The sequence below is a fragment of the Nostoc sp. genome, from assembly GCF_036916985.1.
In the GTDB taxonomy this organism is placed as follows: Bacteria; Cyanobacteriota; Cyanobacteriia; order Cyanobacteriales; family Nostocaceae; genus Nostoc.
Genome location: NZ_JBALFD010000071.1, coordinates 1 through 18559 on the forward strand (window position 1 = coordinate 1; position 18559 = coordinate 18559).

General features: G+C 41.6%; 12 protein-coding genes. 5 read left to right on the plus strand and 7 right to left on the minus strand.

Annotated elements, in window-relative coordinates:
• Positions 1–1009: 1009 nt before the first annotated feature.
• Positions 1010–3514 (plus strand): cell division protein HetF, encoded by a 2505-nt coding sequence (gene hetF / locus V7L07_RS23605; protein ID WP_335061276.1) that lies wholly within the window; start codon positions 1010–1012, stop codon positions 3512–3514.
• A 60-nt stretch (positions 3515–3574) separates the two neighbouring features.
• On the opposite strand, the gene V7L07_RS23610 is transcribed toward hetF, so the two are convergent.
• Positions 3575–4285 carry a TIGR04283 family arsenosugar biosynthesis glycosyltransferase gene (locus V7L07_RS23610; protein ID WP_335061277.1) on the minus strand — a complete coding sequence of 237 codons (711 nt, stop codon included), beginning with the start codon at positions 4283–4285 and terminating at the stop codon, positions 3575–3577.
• A gap of 90 nt (positions 4286–4375) precedes the next feature.
• On the opposite strand from V7L07_RS23610, the gene V7L07_RS23615 reads away from it, so the two are divergent.
• Positions 4376–4840 carry a cupin domain-containing protein gene (locus V7L07_RS23615; protein ID WP_335061278.1) on the plus strand — a complete coding sequence of 155 codons (465 nt, stop codon included), beginning with the start codon at positions 4376–4378 and terminating at the stop codon, positions 4838–4840.
• A 78-nt stretch (positions 4841–4918) separates the two neighbouring features.
• Here the strand turns inward: V7L07_RS23615 and V7L07_RS23620 are convergent, their stop codons facing one another.
• The 5 genes from V7L07_RS23620 to V7L07_RS23640 all read right to left on the minus strand — a co-directional run bounded on the left by V7L07_RS23620 (position 4919) and on the right by V7L07_RS23640 (position 15830).
• Positions 4919–6415 carry an aldehyde dehydrogenase family protein gene (locus V7L07_RS23620; protein ID WP_335061279.1) on the minus strand — a complete coding sequence of 499 codons (1497 nt, stop codon included), beginning with the start codon at positions 6413–6415 and terminating at the stop codon, positions 4919–4921.
• Positions 6416–6529: 114 nt separating this feature from the next.
• Entirely contained in the window at positions 6530–7252 is a 723-nt protein-coding gene (locus V7L07_RS23625) for a cyclase family protein (RefSeq protein WP_335061280.1), read from the minus strand.
• A 355-nt stretch (positions 7253–7607) separates the two neighbouring features.
• Positions 7608–8900 carry a M16 family metallopeptidase gene (locus V7L07_RS23630; protein ID WP_335061281.1) on the minus strand — a complete coding sequence of 431 codons (1293 nt, stop codon included), beginning with the start codon at positions 8898–8900 and terminating at the stop codon, positions 7608–7610.
• Positions 8901–8973: 73 nt separating this feature from the next.
• Entirely contained in the window at positions 8974–10239 is a 1266-nt protein-coding gene (locus V7L07_RS23635; RefSeq protein WP_335061282.1) for a M16 family metallopeptidase, read from the minus strand.
• A 167-nt stretch (positions 10240–10406) separates the two neighbouring features.
• The gene (locus tag V7L07_RS23640) at positions 10407–15830 is read right to left on the minus strand and encodes a trifunctional serine/threonine-protein kinase/ATP-binding protein/sensor histidine kinase (RefSeq protein WP_335061283.1); all 5424 of its coding nucleotides are present in this window, start codon (positions 15828–15830) and stop codon (positions 10407–10409) included.
• A gap of 298 nt (positions 15831–16128) precedes the next feature.
• On the opposite strand from V7L07_RS23640, the gene V7L07_RS23645 reads away from it, so the two are divergent.
• The 3 genes from V7L07_RS23645 to V7L07_RS23655 all read left to right on the plus strand — a co-directional run bounded on the left by V7L07_RS23645 (position 16129) and on the right by V7L07_RS23655 (position 17833).
• On the plus strand, positions 16129–16359 hold the full coding sequence (locus V7L07_RS23645) for a type II toxin-antitoxin system HicB family antitoxin (RefSeq protein ID WP_335061284.1): 231 nt from the start codon (positions 16129–16131) through the stop codon (positions 16357–16359).
• A 111-nt stretch (positions 16360–16470) separates the two neighbouring features.
• Positions 16471–16974, plus strand: a complete 504-nt coding sequence (locus tag V7L07_RS23650; protein WP_335061285.1) for a hypothetical protein — start codon at positions 16471–16473, stop codon at positions 16972–16974.
• Positions 16937–17833 carry a hypothetical protein gene (locus V7L07_RS23655; protein WP_335061286.1) on the plus strand — a complete coding sequence of 299 codons (897 nt, stop codon included), beginning with the start codon at positions 16937–16939 and terminating at the stop codon, positions 17831–17833. The genes V7L07_RS23650 and V7L07_RS23655 overlap by 38 nt, the downstream gene beginning before the upstream one ends.
• A 44-nt stretch (positions 17834–17877) precedes the next feature.
• Here the strand turns inward: V7L07_RS23655 and V7L07_RS23660 are convergent, their stop codons facing one another.
• Positions 17878–18495: a Uma2 family endonuclease gene (locus tag V7L07_RS23660; protein ID WP_335061287.1), complete on the minus strand. Its 618-nt coding sequence runs from the start codon at positions 18493–18495 to the stop codon at positions 17878–17880.
• Positions 18496–18559 lie beyond the last annotated feature (64 nt).

Sequence of the window (18559 nt, forward strand, 5' to 3'; positions counted from 1 at the left end):
TAGTTATCAAGGTCAGTTATTTTTTTAAATAAAAAAACCCCAGTTGGTGTTAACCTACAGGGGAGTTAGTTATCAGGGTGCATCTACCAATAATCTTTTCTAGGGGCAGCTAGTATCTTCCGGAGAAAATGAACTAAATTAGGATTGATGGTGATGTCTAGGATCGGCTACACTTACGAAACGAGAAAGAACCTCAAGTGGGTGTTAGCCAACCGGGTGAGTTAGTTATCAAGGTCAGTTATTTTTTTAAATAAAAAAACCCCAGTTGGTGTTAACCTACAGGGGAGTTAGTTATCAGGGTGCATCTACCAATAATCCTTTCTAAAGTAAATGGGTCGCTACCGGATAAATTAGCAGAGGTTGAAGTTTTTACTATTTGGCGGTCAGAGAAAACCTCAGAGGGGTTAGTTATCAGGATATATCTACCAATGAAATATCGGTGCGCTACTTGACAAAATTGGTGTGCCAGGGTTAACGAATAGCACTCTATCTTCATAAAAAAAACCCCAGTGGGCGTTAGCCAACCAGGGGAGCTAGTTATCAGGGTGCATCTACCACTTAAATGTTCTAGGTTTAACTGCCATACTCCGGACAAATTTATTAGAAAATAGATTGTTGTCGTGTGTCAAAAAAAACAAGAGTGAATATTAACTAGATTAGGGAGTTAAAGATCAAGGGACATCCATCTACTAATCAAGTATTCTAGGATTAAGCACTATTTTCTGGTAGAGAATATCTGCGTCAGAAGTTGCTGTTGTTTGCCAAAATAAAAAAACCCCCAGTGGGTGTTAGCCAACTAGGGGAGTTGAAGATCAAGGTGCATCTACCAATTAAGTGTTCTAGACCCAAGTAATCCGATCCGGATAAAGTTGTCAGGGCAGAAAAACCAAAATGGCACTGAATTAGAAACATTCAGGGGCAGGATGCATCTAAGTTATTAGAGGGAGCGAAAAATCGACTTGAAACTTTCGCGTTTCAAACCAGATTTAGGAGGCAAGCAGGAGAAGTTGTGACCCAGGAATTCCATATTTCCGTAACCCCAGTAGGGCAAAATGACTACTTGGTGCGGACGGAACAAGTCGCGCCTGGGGTACCATTGGCAGAAGAATTGGTGACTTGGCCCATAGCTGATTGGTTGATGGCTGCTGGGCATTTGATGAATGACCCGTTGAAGTCGGTGTTACAAGGAGATCCATTCACTTCTGGCGGGCACGAAAGCGATATCGCCAGGAACTCTGTTAATTTGGTGGCATTGGGTCAACAATTCTATAATGCCTTATTTCAAGGTACTCTCAGAGATAGTTGGATTACTGCCCAAGGTATTGCCCAGAATCACCAACAAGTACTACGCTTACGTTTGGGGCTAAAAGACACTAGGTTAGCTCGTTTGCCTTGGGAAGTGATGCACGCAGGCGATCGCCCTCTGGCTACTGGGCCTTATGTGGCTTTTTCTCGCTTCCAAAGTGGAATTTCTGGGGCTTCTCCTTTGCGATCCCAAAATATGCCCACACCACTAGAACAAGGTGGTGTCAAAGTATTGATGGTAATTGCTTCTCCCTCAGATCAAGTCCGTCTTGATTTACAGAAACAGGAAGCAATTAAATTACAGGCGGAACTTCAGCGCCAAACATCACGACTGACTGAAGGTAGCAATCGTTTGCCAGAAATTGAACTTACTGTATTAGACCAACCAGGACGGGAAGAACTGACACAAGCCCTAGAACAAGGCAGATACCACGTTCTACACTACTCTGGTCATAGTAACTTAGGCTCCAATGGTGGAGAAATTTATCTTGTTAGTCGCAGAACTGGCTTAACCGAAATTTTGACTGGGGACGATTTGGCAGGTTTGCTCGTCAACAATAACATTCAAATGGCAGTGTTTAATTCCTGCTTGGGGGCATACACCCCTGCGTCCAATCCTTCTGGAGATACTGGCGAACGTAACCTAGCAGAAAGTCTAGTAAAGCGGGGAATTAGAAGCGTTTTGGCGATGTCAGAACGAATTCCTGATGAAGTGGCGTTGACACTTACGCAATTATTTTACCGCAATTTAAGTCAGGGATATCCAGTAGATTTGTGCGTCAGTCGGGTGCGCCAAGGATTAATTTCTGCTTATGGTTCTCACCAGATGTACTGGGCATTACCGATTTTATATCTCCAGCCAGAATTTGACGGTTTTCTGAGTCAGGAAACTGAGTTATCCGCAACTACGGAGTCGCTGAATCAGTATAGTTCGCCTTTAGGGGCAACTTCAACGATGTACTCTGCTATGGCTGATGATAGCGAGATACCTTTAGGAATGGAAGACATGATTCCTTCTGGTTTGACACGTGACTCTTCTGGGTTGGACTGGCTCGGTGAAGATACTTGGGGCGATTTAGTTGATGAAATTGAGTATGATGACCCAAGTTATGAAGAAGATTCTGCGATCGTTTCGGATTTGTTTCGTCAGCTAGATAACCAAAAAGCTGTAATTGAACCGGATCAACAAATTCGCGAAAATAGTCTTCATCAAAACCAGATTTCAGAGGAAATTACTTCTTTGCAAGAGGAAGCAGATTTGTGGGGAGAAGTTCCACCACCGCCACCTGTAACTCCTGGGAACCTGGAAGGAAATTGGCAAAATTCTAATTTTTCGCCGCCACCACTTTCACCAAGAAATCGTACCCGTCGCCGCAGGCTGTGGCCGATTGTGGGTGTTGTGGGAATCAGTACGTTAGCAGCTGCGATCGGTTTCAATTGGTGGTGGCAAAATCGAAACCAAGCAACCCTGCCTAATATACCAGTAATTCCCACCCAGTCTTTACCTGATTCTCGACCCATTCAAAAACAGCCGAACATTGATTTGGGAATAGAAGCAACTGGGATTGTCACTGCTACTGCTACGGAAAAATTGAGCCAGGGTGAATTGCAAGGTGGGTTATTGGCTGTAGAAGAACTACTTAATCGGGGCGCACTGGCTGCGGCTGAAACTGCCCTGAAATTAATTCCCAGTAAACAAGCTGACGATCCATCTGTGAATTTTTACAAGGGACGATTGGCGTGGCAGTCTATCCAAACTGGAGACAATAATTATAGTATTGATGATGCCCGTCGTTACTGGGAAACTGCTGCCAAAGCTAAACCCGAATCGCTTTTGTATAATAACGCTTTGGGATTTGCCTATTACACAGAAGGCAATCTAAATCGAGCCAATGATTCTTGGTTTAAGGCTTTGAATTTAGCTCTCAAAGAACAGAACACAAACTCAACATCCACAAAGACGGAAGTGCCTCAAGACGCTTTAACTTCTTATGCTGGTTTAGCTCTGGGATTGTATAAATCTGCACTTAGTCAATCTAGTGGTAAGCAGACACAGTATCTCAATGAAGCGATGAAGTTGCGGCAAATGGTTCTCAAGTCCGATCGAGAAAATTTCCAGGTAGATAAATTAGCTAAAAATTGGCTGTGGACGGAGAAGGCGATTGAAGATTGGCGATCGCTCCTTCAGGAAAAAGGTGAAGTAAATTGACATAATTCCCCGAATGTGCATAGCTAAATTCGGGGATTCTGGGCTAGTCCTAACATCCTCTTAAACCCTCTTAAATTTGTCTCGGCGATACCAGCAACGAATTCGCTCCGGTGAAATGCCAAGTAAATAAGCAGTAATTACTAATTGATTAAGTAACGTAGTTTTGAATACTCCCTTTTGCAACCATCTACGGGCTGAGGTGACAACTGGTGTCGGGATAATTACAATGCGTCCGATGCGTTTTAAACGACGCATAAGTTCAAAGTCTTCCATGATAGGCAATTCGGGAAAACAGCCTATTTGCTGAAATACTTCCTTTGTTAAAAAAATTGCTTGGTCGCCATAAGGCATTTGGTAAAAATGCGATCGCACATTTACCCCCCACTCCACCCATCGTAAACTGAAAAGTGACGCATCAATCCGCAATTTAAATGCACCAGCCACACTCCCCGGCTGTTGTAGTGCTGTGCGAATCATGTCATCAAACCCAGTCGGCAAACGAGTATCTGCATGGAGAAATAATAGAATTTCACCGCTAGCCGCGACAGCACCCACGTTCATTTGCACAGCACGACCGGGAGATGATGAGATAACTTTGATACCTAAAGACTGGGCTATTTCTACTGTGTTATCCTTTGAGCCACCATCTACTACTATGACTTCTATATTTGTACTAGGTTGGGTGGTTGTAACTGCTTCTTTGATATTGACCGCTTCATTAATAGCCGGAATAATAATCGAAATTCTGCAACTTACAATATTCTGATTCATAATTTCTCAAAGGACTAAGGTACATCAATAATTAAGATACCTGTTCTAAATTTTGTGGCATAATCCACAATAAATCCAATTGGTAATTCTATGATTATCGATCCTCAACAAGTACCTACAGAAAGAAATACGAATTATCCTGAAGAGTTCAAAGCATTAGTTGCAGGAAGAATACGACAAAGGTTAGGAAACTTTGCCGGATTGAAAAACTTTGGAGTAAATTTAGTGAAGTTAGAGCCTGGAAGTTATTCGGCTTTAAGACACTGGCATTCTCATCAAGATGAGTTAATCTATGTTTTGGAAGGTGAACTGACATTAATTACAGATGCAGGTGCAGAAATTCTCACGCCAGGAATAGCAGCAGGATTTCCCGCAGGTGAGGCAAATGGACATCATTTAGTAAATCGCTCATCCTCTGTTGCAATTTATCTAGAGATAGGAGATCGTACTCCCAATGACCAAGCTACTTTCCCCGATGTAGAAAATTTGCTAACAGCAGCCAGCCCTGATGGCAAGTCTAGAAAATTTATTCATCGTGATGGTACACCCTATTGATTCAGAATCAATTAGGGGATTCAAATTTCAGGAGGGTTAAGGAGAATAAAACCTTAACCCAAGTGTATTTGCAGATAATTAACTACGATTATCTATCTGAGCGCGTTGCAAACTTCCAGAGAAGTCAACATAGACACTTTTCCATTCTGTGAAAACATCCATTGCAGTAGTTCCAGCCTCGCGGTGTCCGTTACCGGTTTGTTTCACACCCCCAAAGGGTAAGTGTACCTCTGCGCCAATAGTGGGGCCGTTAATATAGGTGATACCTGCTTCGATGTCGCGCATGGCAGTAAAAGCCCGATTGATATTGCGGGTGTAAACTGAAGAAGAAAGACCATAATTGCTATCGTTGAGAATTGCGATCGCATCCTCAAAGGAGCTAACCTCAATCAATACCACTACTGGCCCAAATATCTCTTCACGAGCAACTCGCATATCAGGAGTTACATCATCCAAAATAGTTGGTTGAAAGAAGTAACCGTTTTTCAATGAGCCTTCACTAGCAATTTCTCCACCAATTAAGACCTTTGCCCCTTCCTCACGAGCGATATCTAAATATTTGCTCACCTGTTGGAGTTGCTTTTCATTGACTATTGGACCAATATCTGTATTTGGATCAGTGCCAGCACCCAAGCGTAATTTACTGGTACGCTCATAAAGCATAGCGGTAAATTTTTCCTTGATATCACGATGTAAAATCAGCCTACTAGTAGCCGTACAGCGTTGCCCTGTTGTTCCAAATGCTCCCCACACTGCCCCATCAAGAGCAAGGTCTAAATCGGCATCTTCCATCACCACTTGGGCATTTTTACCACCCATTTCCAAACAGACACGCTTGTGAGTGCGTCCGCAAGTCGCGCCGACAAAAGCACCCGTTTCTGAAGAACCGGTAAACGACACCAAATCTACATTGGGATGCTCAACTAAAGCTTTCCCCGCCTCTTCTCCCACACCATGCACCAAGTTAATTACTCCTGGTGGTAAACCTGCTTGTTGAAAAATTTCAATCAATTTAGTTGCACAGGCGGAAGTATCTTCAGCAGGCTTGAGAATAACTGTATTGCCACACACCAAGGCTGGCATAGCTTTCCAGCAAGGAATTGCCACTGGGAAATTCCAAGGAGTAATTAAGGCACAGACTCCGATAGGCATCCGCACAGTCATGGCGAATTTATTGGACATTTCTGAGGGTGTGGTTTGCCCAAATAATCGCCGTCCTTCGCCAGCACTGTAAAAGGCACAGTCAATACCTTCTTGGACATCTCCCCTGGCTTCCGTCAAGGGTTTACCCATTTCTCGACTGATTAATTGGGCAAGTTCTTCTTTATGCTGGAGTAATATTTCCCCAACACGAAAGATGTATTCTGCCCTAGCTGGGGCGGGGACTGTGCGCCAACTACGGTAGGCTTTACGGGCGGCGGCTACTGCTGTATCTACATCCTGAACTTGGGAACGGGGAAATGTGGCAACCACTTCGGTTTTGTCGGCAGGGTTGCGACTTTCTAGGGTTGCTTCCTCTTTGGCACTCAACCATTGACCGTCTATATAATTGCGGCAAGATAGCGGAGTTGTCATTTTGAAAATCTCCGGCTGATGATCTACTGAAACTTGTGTATTTAAGTTTGCTTGCTTTCTAGGTTATCCTCAAGTTTAGAAAATTGGCGCGATCGCTAAATATCGATATAAAAATTAAGGCACTAACGCCAATACTCCAACAGGAGAACCAGAACCACCACGTAATCTCAGAACTGCGATCGCTAGAGTAGTACCTTTAGGTGGCAATTGATCCAAATTCGTCAGATTCTCCAACACAATGCGCGGTTGTTCTAAAACCAAGCGGTTAATCGCAAAACTGTTATCCTGTCCAGGGTCTACACCATGAGTATCAATTCCCACTCCAACTATTTGCCGTTCATCAAGTAAAAATTGAGTGGCATTGCTGCCAAATCCTGGAAAGTGGGGAATCCCTTGAGCATCATGATTGAGGAATGCACTTTTATCAAACCACTTTTTTTCCCAACCAGTATTCAGTATAACTACGCAGCCAGGAGAAATTTCACCGTGTTCTTCTTCCCAAGCCAAAACATCAGCAATAGTTAGGGCATAATCAGAATTATCTGCTGTGGCTTGGCAAATATTTATGACCACCGCTGGTACAACTAAAGACTGGGCGGGGTATTGGTCAATTCCCAGAGCAGAACTATGAAAGCTGTTAGGGGCGTTGATATGGGTGGCGCTATGTTCCCCCAAGGAGAAACGCCGCAGGTAATAGCCATCATTATTTAGTTCAGCCACAGTTTCAAACTCTACTGTGGGATCTCCAGACCATTGGGGAATATCTACGTCAATTACATGACTTAGGTGGATAACGCGTGTGTAGGTGATACTATTTTGACTTTGGGGTTGTATCATCCCAGCCTTCTATTTTATTTGTACTCAGGGATTTTTTTTAATCAGGTGCGATGCCTGGTTTGGGCTACACCTACGCAAAGATATTACTACAATTAGAACGTTTTTAAATCGATTTGATTGTCCCTATACTAACTGGTTGTTAATTTTTAATTAAACTTAGATAAAATTAGAAATCTCCAGAAATTATGAAATATGCTTTATCCAGAACCCTTGTAGAGTCGTAGCAGTGCTACGTCTCTACATTTTTTTTCACTCATATCTCCATTGTGTAATGTCTCCAACGGGGTAGCTGCGGCATATAATTCAATATGTTTTCTCTCTAATCATTCTTAAAAAGGAGAGAATTAAAGTCAGCCTATACGTAGGCTTCGCCCGTCGTAGACATCGCACGATTAATTGCTTCTTCTTGACCAACTAAAGATAAATAAGGCTCTTTTAAATACTTACAAGCTGAAGCGATCGCATCCTGGGCACTCACAGCCGTAATCAATTCTTGAAACTTGGTGTCAAAATCAATTCCTAAGCCCAAAATTTCATACCAACCGTATATTTGAGCAATTTGCCCGTTCGTTTGTTTACCTAAAGCATATTGCCCCAGAATCTTGTTTTTAGCAGCTTGGAGTGCGCTTTCGGATACTTCGGTGGTAGACAATAAATCTACTTCTGTACGCAGTCCCTCTAGGGCAATGCTGGTATTCTCCGGTGCTGTACCGATGTAAACCACAAAGGACGCTGGAAATAGCCTTGTAGAGTAAAAGGCGGAGACTTCGTAAGCTAAACCGCGTTTTTCTCGTAATTCGACAAACAAGCGGCTAGAAAGCCCATTTCCCAAGTAGGTACACAGCAACTTCAGTGGGGCGTAGTCAATAGAACTCACCGCTGTTCCTAAATAACCGAGCATCACGATTGATTGTTGTGTCTGTATTGGCTTTAGTCTTACCTGCGGTTCTATCTTAATCTCAGGTAAATTCAGTATTGGCAGTGCTTGGGCTGGGGATTGCCAATCACCAAAAACTTCTTCCACCAATGCCACTGCGTCTGTGGGTGTGACTCTACCAGCAATACTAATTACTATATTATCTGGACGGAAATAAGTTTGGTGATACTCCACCAAATCCGCACGAGTTAAGCGGCTCATGGTGGATTCATCTCCTAGCACGGACATGGAGTAGGGATGATTTTGGTACATTACTTGCCGCATTTGTTCAAAAGCGACAGTGAACGGTTGCTCTTTTTGGGAACGAATATCTTGGAGTGCTAAACGCCGTTCTAGTTCTACTTGAGTTTCGGGAAAAGTCGGCGATCGCAAAATCCGCCCCGCCAATGTTAAAATTTCCGCAAAATCGGATGTTACCGTCTTGAAAGATAGCAAAAAATAATCAGTGCCAGCATCGGCACTCAAACTCGCCCCTACAGACTCGACTTTTTCGGCAATTTCCAAGCTAGAAAGTCCATTGCATCCCTTTGTCATCACTGCTGAGAGCAAATGTGCCAACCCTGCTTGCTCCCGGTTTTCGTTACAACTACCAGCACGCACAAAGATTCGCGCTGCAATAATGTCCGCAGCCGGATTTTCTGCCACCAGCACGACAATACCATTGTTTAATACGGTGCGATGGATGGGCGATTTTTGCAACAAGGTTGTCATTTGTCATTTGTCCTTTGTCATTTGTCATTCGTCATTTGTCAAAAACTAATGCCCGATGCCCCATGCCCAATACTTAACACGGTTTAAGTATAGTAACCGCATAATTCTCCGGCGAGAGATACTGTTTAGCTAATTTTTGCAGTTCTTGGGCATCAAAAGACTGAATTTGCTGGGGATATGTCACAGCTAATTCAGCTTGGGCAATGGTATTGTAATACCCATAAAGCCCCGTCAGTTGATTTGGCGTTTCGGTGGAAAACGCATATTCATTACATAGCAGCCTACGTGTACGCGCAAGTTCTTGTTCGCTAATTCCTTTAGTCTGCAAATCATCCAAATGAGTGCAAATTAAAGACTCAACTTCCTCTAGATTTTCTGGTTCCAACCAGGCAGTTATTGTAAATAAACTTGATTCCCGTTGTAGAGAAAAACTACTGCAAATTCCTTGTACCAATTGCGAATCTTCGCGCAAATCACGTACTAAACGCGAAGTTCGCCCTTCTGCTAATAACACCGACAAGAAATCTAAACCATAGCCAGTACGGATATCTTCTACTCCGGGTACCAGCCACGCCATCAACAATCGCGCTTGTTCTATGCGTGGTAAACACAGTTCTTGACGGTGAATACCTGTTATTACTGGCTTTGCCACTTTCTCAAATTGCGGACAATTAGAGCGTTCGACAAAATCAGCAAATGAATGATTGACCATTTCCCAAGCTGGTTGCTGGGCTATACCTCCGGCAATTACCACCGTCATATTTTCCGGCTGATAGTGAGTGCGGTGAAAACAGCGCATTGCTTCTGGTGACTGCTGCATCAGTTCTTGCTCAGTACCCAACACCGAACGTCCGTAAGGGTGATGTGGATAGATGCTTTGAATCAGCGCTTGAAATCCTATCCAGTCGGAATCGTCCTGACAAGAGCGAATTTCCTCTAGCACCACGTCGCGTTCGCGGCTAAATTCATCTTCTGGAATTGCTGCATTGAGCAGGAGTTCTCCCAAGTAGGGCAGAGTATCTTTTAAATAAGCGGCAGCAGTGGTGACTGAATAATGAGCATAATCATAGCTTGTCGCCGCATTACTCACGCCACCCCGATTTTCAACTTTGGAATCGAACATCCCAGGGGGTAGCGTCGCCGTACCTTTAAAAATCATGTGTTCTAAAAAGTGCGCCATACCAAACCACGGTTTTGGCTCTAGGCTGGCTCCAGCACGCACCCAAACATCCGCCACAACTACGGGAGTGGTGGGAATTTCTTGATGAATAAAAGTTAAACCACTCTCTAGCCGGAAGACTGAGGCTGGAAATACTGTATTAGTTAGTTGTTTTAACAATTTTTTGTAGTTTTAACCACAATTTGAGGCAATTGTGTCATCTTAACTCTGAACGATACCTAATTTAGAATCAAATTATACAGATTTTGTAGAATTGTGCGATCGCTGTTCTCTGCACTACCGAAAAATTAGACGAGTTATGCATTGAAACGAAAATCGCGAATTAGTTAAAAAACTGGAATCTCAATGACAAATTCTGTTCCTTCGCCAAGCACAGAATTACAACTCAACCGCCCATTATGGGTTTCTTCGACAATTTGACGAGCGATCGCTAATCCTAATCCTGTTCCCTTCCCAACTTCTTTTGTTGTAAATAGGTGGTTAAATATTTGCGATCTAATCTCCTCTGGCATCCCCTGACCATTATCTTTGATGCGAATTGCTACCATGCTTTGGTCGCTGGATACTTCGGTGTGAATCAGTATTTGGTGATGATTGGCTTGGGCTTGGGCAAAAGAAAGCCCCTCACAGGAAGTATCTAAGGCATCGATAGCGTTAGCAAGGATGTTCATAAATACTTGATTTAACTGTCCTAAAAAGCACTTAACTGGTGGTAATTTCCCGTATTCAGTGATGACTTCAATTGCTGGACGTTTTTCATTAGCTTTGAGGCGATACTTCAAAATCAACAGGGTACTCTCAATCCCTTCATGGAGGTTACAAGCAACTTTTTCGGTTGTATCGGCTCTGGAGAAGGTGCGAAGACTGATGCTAATATCTTTGATCCTTTCTGAAGCCACCTTCATCGAGCCTACTAATTTTGGTAAGTCTTCAGTCAAGAATTCTAGATCAATTTCTTCGCCATGCTCAATCACTGCGATCGCTGGAGTGGGATGATGTTGTTGGTAGGATTGGATATGAGCAAGTAAGTCTTGGATATAATCTTCGGCATTGTTGAGACTGCCTTTGAGAAATCCAATCGGATTATTAATTTCATGTGCCACCCCAGCAACCAAATTACCCAAGGTTGCCATTTTTTCATTTTGCACCATTTGTAATTGCGTATGCTCCAGTTCTTGTAGTGATCGCTCTAACTGTTGGGCATAATTTTGAGATTCTTGATAAAGACGGGCATTTTCTAGAGAGATGGCAGCTTGAGCGCATAGCAGTTGGATAACTTCAGTGCGATTGCTTGTAAATGCACCAATTGTCAGCGTATTTTCTAGATATAGTAGCCCGATGAGTCTACCTTGATTTAACATCGGCGTACACAACACACTCTTAGGTTGTTGCTGCATGAAATATGAATCGGCGATAAAATCAGTTTGTGCTGTTGCATTATCTAGCACAACAGTTTTCAAGCTGCGTTTGACATAGTTTACCAGTGTAATGGGAATGTCTTCGCTGGTTGACAATGGTACAGATACCAGAGTGACTCCTTCATTGATGGTGGCTACAGCTTCAACCACTAAATCGCCCTGTTGGAGTACAAGTAATGCAGCTTTTTGTGCCCCAGCATTTTCCATTACCACTTGCAAAAGAGTAGTCAGTAATTGCTCTAATTGAATTTCACTAGAGAGAGCTTGTGAGGCTTTAAAGATGGTGGCAAAATCGAGGGCTTCCGAAATACTGCTGCTAGAAAGATTTGTATGGATGGTTTGATGTGGAAATAATGATGCATCTACGGTTGAATTCACTTGAAAGCGATGATGTTGCCCTTGTAAGATGGGAGCCAGGAGTCGAGGATAGCGTTTTTCTAAGTCTTCAGTTTTGGCTTTAGCACCCCAACGAGCATAGCAGTAATAAGCTTCCTGCATATAAACTTGGGCGATTTTTTGTTTACCCCAGTCGAGGTAGAACTTGGCAGCAAGCTCATTGCTCAAGGCTTCTTCTTGGATATATTGGTTTTCTTTCGCTAGAGTTATGGCGCGATCGTACAATTCTATTGCTGCTATTTTTTCGCCTAAAACCCGATGGCGTTCTGCTTCCACCAAATCAAATTTGTGCTGAAAATTCATCGGTGCGAAGTTGGCTCGGAACTGCAATTTTTCCTGATTTTCGCCAACCTTTAAGAGTAATTGCTCTTGTTGGGATGGTTCAGCCGTTGGATAGACAGCCAGCCGAGAGAGAGAATCGTAATAGTAGAAAACAGGCACAGATAACATTCCTGCCGCACCGTTGAGGTATTGTTCTCCCTGATTTGCATTTTCAACTGCCGCCGGAAAATTCTCAAATAGATAACTGAGTATTAACTTACTTAAGAAAAATATATGGAGTGTTAATTCGTCGTTCTCTGCGAGCAGCGCAGATAAGAGTTGTTCTTCTTGACAAGATTCACCAAGGAGGCATTCTGGATTATCGCTATATGTAGTTAAATTGTTAATACTTTGACAGACTATGCTAGACCAATTTAATAAGCGCTGATTTTTGGCAAAATTAGATTCATAGTTTTTGATATCTACTAGCAAGACTTCCAAAACTTCTGTGCCACTTAAATAGACGTAGAATAATTTGAAAATCATCGATGCCAGCACATGAAAAAAGTCGCCCGTATCTAATCCAATATTATGAGATTCCTGTAATAAACTAATTGATTCCCGAACATGTTGTTTATTACATTGATTCAATGCAGCCACTTTAAATATAGTCATGCTTTGAACAGATTTTGCTTGAAATCTATCCACAAGCATTAAACCTAGCTTGCCAAATTCGTAGCCTAACTCCAGTTGGTTACAAGTATTAAGTACAATTCCAAAATCTGCATATCCTGGTGCTGAGAGTGGTGCATTGCCGTATTTAAGAAATAAATTCACCTCTTCACAGGCAATAATTGGGAACAGATAAGGGGCAGTTTGGTGGATGGCAGGAGCAATGCTAGCCATAATCCGCAACGCAACCAAAGCTTTGACATCATTCATTAATGGCAAATCAATTAAGTCCTGAATACTTCTGCCTGCCAAGGTGGAGAGCGTGTTTACTACATATTGCTGAATGTCTGGAGGTGTTACTGATTCAGGTAATGTTACCCCAAGTTGGGCGAGAAGTTCGCGCCCAGTTGCGATCGCTTGGAATGGTTGACCTTGCACCTGATAAGCTTGGAGTTGCACTTCATAAACTTTCACTCTATCCAGTAAGGTAGTTGTTTTTTCAATGACGACCTGGATCAGAGATTCCATCTGGTCAAATTCATTATTGAGAAAAGCAGCTTCGGCAGCTTCTTCGTGTAAACTTCGAGTCAGTTCGTAGGCGATTTCCCAACTATTAATTGTCAACAACTGCATTCCAGAATAGAAGTAATGAATTGCTGCAACATAAGCAGTAGCTTCTTTCGCTTTGCGACCAGCATTCAGATTTAACTGAGCTAATTGTTGACGTTCAGTCGGTTGGGTAATTAGTAACATTCCTCGATTCAACTGACTGACAATCTCAAAAATCCGCTCCTCTTGCTGTGACTCAGAGGTATTTTGCAAGAGTAATTGACCAATTTTAAGATGGCTAAATTGTCTCTGCTCACCTGGAATCAGAGAGTAAGCCGCTTGTTGTACCCGGTCATGTAAAAATTTGTAGATGGGGACTTGGAAATTGCAATTTAATGGGTTTGAGTCAGAATCATGCCCACTATATTGAAAGAATTTATAAACTTCAGTAGTAGGTAAAACTAACCCTTCTTGTAAAGCTTTCCATAAAGATGCTGCCGTTTCGGTTTCCGATTGTTCAGAAACAATTGCTAGGGTTCGCAAATCAAACTGGTTGCCAATACACGCAGCTAATTTCAACATATTTTGCGTTGCTGCTGGCAATTTTTGCAACTGTAGCGCTAAGAATTCTACAACATCATTGGTAAGGGCAAGTGCTTTCACAGCAACAATATCACATTGCCAGTACCCTCGATCGGAATTAAAAGTAATCAGTCCATCTTCATATAATATTTTGAGAAAGTGTGTTGCAAAAAATGGATTTCCTTGAGTTTTTTGATAGACGAGTTCCGTTAGAGGTTGGGCAGTTTTATCTGAACAACTCAAGGTATCAACCACCAATTGATTTAAACTAGCTTTACTTAACGGAGCTAAAGTAATGCTGTGAATTGTGGCATTGGCTTTGCAAATCTCCGCTAAAGTCAACATCAACTGATGCGTGGTAGATACTTCATTATCTCGATAAGACCCAATTAAAAGTAAAGAGCCACTTCCTGACTCGCTCATCAACAGTTGCATCAATTTCAGTGATGCAGAATCGGCCCACTGCAAATCATCAAGGAAAATTACTAATGGATGTTCTTTTGTAGTGAACACCTGAATGAACTTTTGAAAGAGTAAATTGAAGCGATTCTGGGCTGCACTTGGTAAAAGTTCAGTTGCAGGTGGTTGTTGACCAATAATTTGTTCTAATTCGGGAATTACCTCAAGAATAACTTGTCCTTGATCGCCCAGCACTTGTAAAATTTTATTTTTCCAAGTTGACAATTGGACATCACTTTCACTCAGTAATTGTCCCATTAAGTCTCGAAATGCCTGTACAAAAGCAAAGAAGGGAATATTCCGATTAAATTGGTCAAATTTGCCTTTAATGAAGTAGCCCCGTTGCCGGACAATAGGTTTGTGAACCTCGTTAACTAAAGCAGTTTTACCAATACCAGAAAAACCAGCCACCAGCATTAATTCTGTCTGATTGTTGGTAACGCGGTCAAAGGCTTTTAGCAGAATTTCAACTTCATGCTCACGACCATAGAGTTTTTCTGGGATAATAAAGCGATCGCACACATCCCGTTGAGCAATTGGAAAACTTACAATTTTCCCCGTCTCATTGAGTTGAGCTAAACAATTTTCTAAATCATATTTCAGCCCAAATGCGCTCTGATAGCGGTCTTCAGCATTTTTCGCCATCAATTTCATCACAATGTCTGACAACACTTGCGGAATCTCTTCACTTTTGACATTTGACTTTTGACTTTTAACTTCCCGAAGGGATGGCGGAAGTTTGGCAATATGACAATGTACCAATTCCATCGGATCTTGCGATTGAAATGGTAATTGCCCTGTTAGTAATTCGTAAAAAGTTACACCCAAAGAATAAAAATCAGTCCGGTAGTCAATCCCTCGATTCATTCGTCCAGTTTGCTCTGGAGACAAATAGCCCAGTGTTCCTTCTAACACATTAGGACTCATCAATATCTGAGTTTCTCGTGGTAGCAGAGATGCAATACTAAAGTCAATTAACTTAACTTCTTTAGTTTCTGGATTAATTAAAATATTGGCGGGTTTAATATCTTTGTGAATGATCCGATTACGAATTAGAATATCTAAGGCATCACACAGAGCGATCGCAATTTGTAAAAACTCCATCAGAGATTCTACCCTTCCCCCCACTCCCCATTCCTTCAAGGAAATTCCCCCGAAGTCTTCCATCACTAACACATAGCCATTCTGATAGGTTTCCAGGCTGTAGGTTTGGATGATTCCAGGTAGATTCAAATTTTTGGCGATGGTGAACTGGTTGCGAAAGTGTACCAATTCGCTAAAGCTGGGATAAGCAGTTTTCATCAGCTTAATCACCACAGATTTTTGGTCAGTCTCTCGATTAGCGCGATAAACTAAGGTTCGAGAACCGTTATAGAGTTTTTTGCTAACGTGATAACCGGGAATGCTGACCATAGGGCTTAATTTTGAATACCTCAGTATCTAGGGTTCCCAAAAACATGGCAACATTTACTAAGTTCCTTCTCTACGAGAGGCTGCGCCAACGGGGCGGGAACAGGGAACAGAAAAAAATTAGCCCCGAATATAGGGTAACAGCACCCTAAATTTATTTATGAAAGGAATAAAAATATTTTTTAAGGGGAATCACAGTTACCATTGCTGGAAAAGATAGAGACGATGCACCCCGATACTTAGAAAAGCAAGCCAATCGTGTTTTGAAACAACTTGGAGAAATAGAAATAGAGGAAGAATAATGAGCGATCGCTATAGTATGGTAATTCAATGGTCAGATGAGGATAATTGCTACTTAGTACACTTACCGGAATTTCCTTGGCAGCAATTTCAGACTCATGGTAAGAGTTATGAAGAAGCCGCTATACACGGACAAGAGGTGATTGAATCTCTGATTGAATGGTATGAAGAGCAAGGAAAACCTTTGCCAGAGCCAATTACTTTTCCTCAAAAACCGTTAAAAGTGGCTTAAATCTTTTTTAGATACTCTGCACAAATATGGCGATCGCTCTTTTGTATAAAAGAAGTGATACATCAAGGATATTGCTGGGAATACTGAGATTAAGTCTATTTTGCAACAACTATGGTTAATCCATTTACTCAGCGACCAGAACCACATTTATTTAAGGGAGGAAATGCCTCAGATTATGAGGTAGTCGAAGGTGAAGCAGGTACTTGGTGTACCCGCTATAGAGCGAGTGGAGAGACAATTCAATCCGTTAGACCATCTCTTGATATATTTAACATTGCTAATCTTGGAGTAAATATACTCAATCTTGGTGTAGGCATTTATAATTCTGTCCAACTTCACAAGATCAAAAAGAAATTAGACCGGAATCAAGAGCAGATTCAATCATGCGTTGAGAAGTTAGACAGAAATCATCAACAAGTTCAAGTATTCTCAGAAAAATTAGACCGAAATAATGAGCAGATTCAGTCATGTTTTAACAGTATTCAAAATGCCCTTACTATTCAACACCGTACTTTTGAGTTATTAGTGTGTAATCAGTGTAACTTAGCACAGCAAATGAATATTCTCCGTGATGGAGATGCATGCAGGTTTTCAAAATGTTGTAGAAGAAGTTAAAGATTTAGAAGCTCGTAGGCGTAGAGAAGAGTTTGAGACTCGAACCTTTAAATTACTCAAAGCCTATGAACGATTTACCTATATACTACCTGAATTACTAGAAGCAGATCAACTTATTGAAAGAGCCGAGGATTTAGAAGCTTGGCTGCGAACTCAGCTTAATCGTATTGAGACAGGCAAACCGGAAAGATTACCGTTAATGGTAGCTCTTGCCTTTAGTGTCAGAGCAAAAGCTGATGCCTTTGAAGCTAAAGGAGGAGATTACACAAGTTTTGCTACTAAAGATATTGGTCTACTAATAAATCAACTGCGTGATGAGGCTCGCGCATTCTGCGAGGGACGGAGTTTATATACTCTTGGAGTAGAAATGCCCGAAATACTCTACCAGTATGCCTTTTTAAATCGAAGTCTTTGCAAAGGATATGAACTTCAGAAAAAAGTTAGGCAAGTTGATTCTGAATTTATTTTTTCAGAGGAGGAGTTGAAATGGGATGATGGAATGGAGGAATTAAGAGAATTATTTAGACCTAATATTGAACATACTGAATTTTTGGGTGGAAACCAAGATATTAAGCTAAATACTCTAGCAGACTACGATTGGTACATACGTTTTGCAAATCAAGATAGATTAACTTTCAACGTTCACTCTCATCCCTCAATAAAACTTTCTGATATTCTGCGAAATATAGGTCATCCAGAACCTCAGACTGGGGGAATTAGAAAAACTACACTCAATACTATTATGGTTTTTGCTCTGCCTGAAACAATAAATAATATTTCTCAGCTTATAAAAAAGGAGTTTGAGTTAGAAAGTTTTCCAAAACTTCGTGGTTTAAAGAATTTAGATATACAAAAATAATGAGCGATCGCCTAAGTGCTTTAAACACCTTAAGCGATCGCACTTTACCCCAATTGCTCAACATCAGCACTTTCCCTTTCCGACTCAACAGGCTCAAACTTAACTTTGTTGTATAAATCTTGTAGAGAAATCTCAAAGGGTACGGTTACAAGTGCGATCGCTTCATCTTCTTCATCATATTCACGAAGCGTCCATTGTTTTTTCCCAGTTTTGGAAAATTGATCTACATGAATCTGAGTTTGATCAATTAATAGGTATTCTTGGAAAGTGGAAATAGTTCGGTAAGCCTGAAATTTATCTTCGCGATCGTACCCTTTAGTAGATTTTGATAAAACCTCAACAATAATCTGTGGATTCAGAATTATATCCTTTCGGTTGTTAAAAAACTCTGGTTCACCCGCCAGAATCATCACATCTGGATAGGTATAGGTACGCTTTTGAGTTATCCACAGACGAACATCACCCATGAAAACTCGATAGTTCTGCTTTTTAAAAGCAAAATTCAACTCAGTACTCAAGTTAAGTGCTATTTGATTGTGATTTATTGTTCCACCTGCCATAGGAATTATTTGCCCGTCAATGTATTCGCTTTTATACTCAGCAGCTTCTTCTAGCTCTAAATATTCCTCTGGGGTATAGTGTCGCTGTTTTGTTATTTGCATAGTTTGATCAGGTAGCAATGTTTAACGATACGGAGCATTTAGTGACCCATGTTTACCCAACAGT

Bases quoted from the DNA above. Each gene is read 5' to 3' on its own strand.
- V7L07_RS23610 (WP_335061277.1), bottom strand. From the start codon at position 4,285: ATGAATCAGAATATTGTAAGTTGCAGAATTTCGATTATTATTCCGGCT.
- V7L07_RS23615 (WP_335061278.1), top strand. From the start codon at position 4,376: ATGATTATCGATCCTCAACAAGTACCTACAGAAAGAAATACGAATTAT.
- V7L07_RS23620 (WP_335061279.1), bottom strand. From the start codon at position 6,415: ATGACAACTCCGCTATCTTGCCGCAATTATATAGACGGTCAATGGTTG.
- V7L07_RS23625 (WP_335061280.1), bottom strand. From the start codon at position 7,252: ATGATACAACCCCAAAGTCAAAATAGTATCACCTACACACGCGTTATC.
- V7L07_RS23630 (WP_335061281.1), bottom strand. From the start codon at position 8,900: ATGACAACCTTGTTGCAAAAATCGCCCATCCATCGCACCGTATTAAAC.
- V7L07_RS23640 (WP_335061283.1), bottom strand. From the start codon at position 15,830: ATGGTCAGCATTCCCGGTTATCACGTTAGCAAAAAACTCTATAACGGT.
- V7L07_RS23645 (WP_335061284.1), top strand. From the start codon at position 16,129: ATGAGCGATCGCTATAGTATGGTAATTCAATGGTCAGATGAGGATAAT.
- V7L07_RS23650 (WP_335061285.1), top strand. From the start codon at position 16,471: ATGGTTAATCCATTTACTCAGCGACCAGAACCACATTTATTTAAGGGA.
- V7L07_RS23655 (WP_335061286.1), top strand. From the start codon at position 16,937: ATGCATGCAGGTTTTCAAAATGTTGTAGAAGAAGTTAAAGATTTAGAA.
- V7L07_RS23660 (WP_335061287.1), bottom strand. From the start codon at position 18,495: ATGCAAATAACAAAACAGCGACACTATACCCCAGAGGAATATTTAGAG.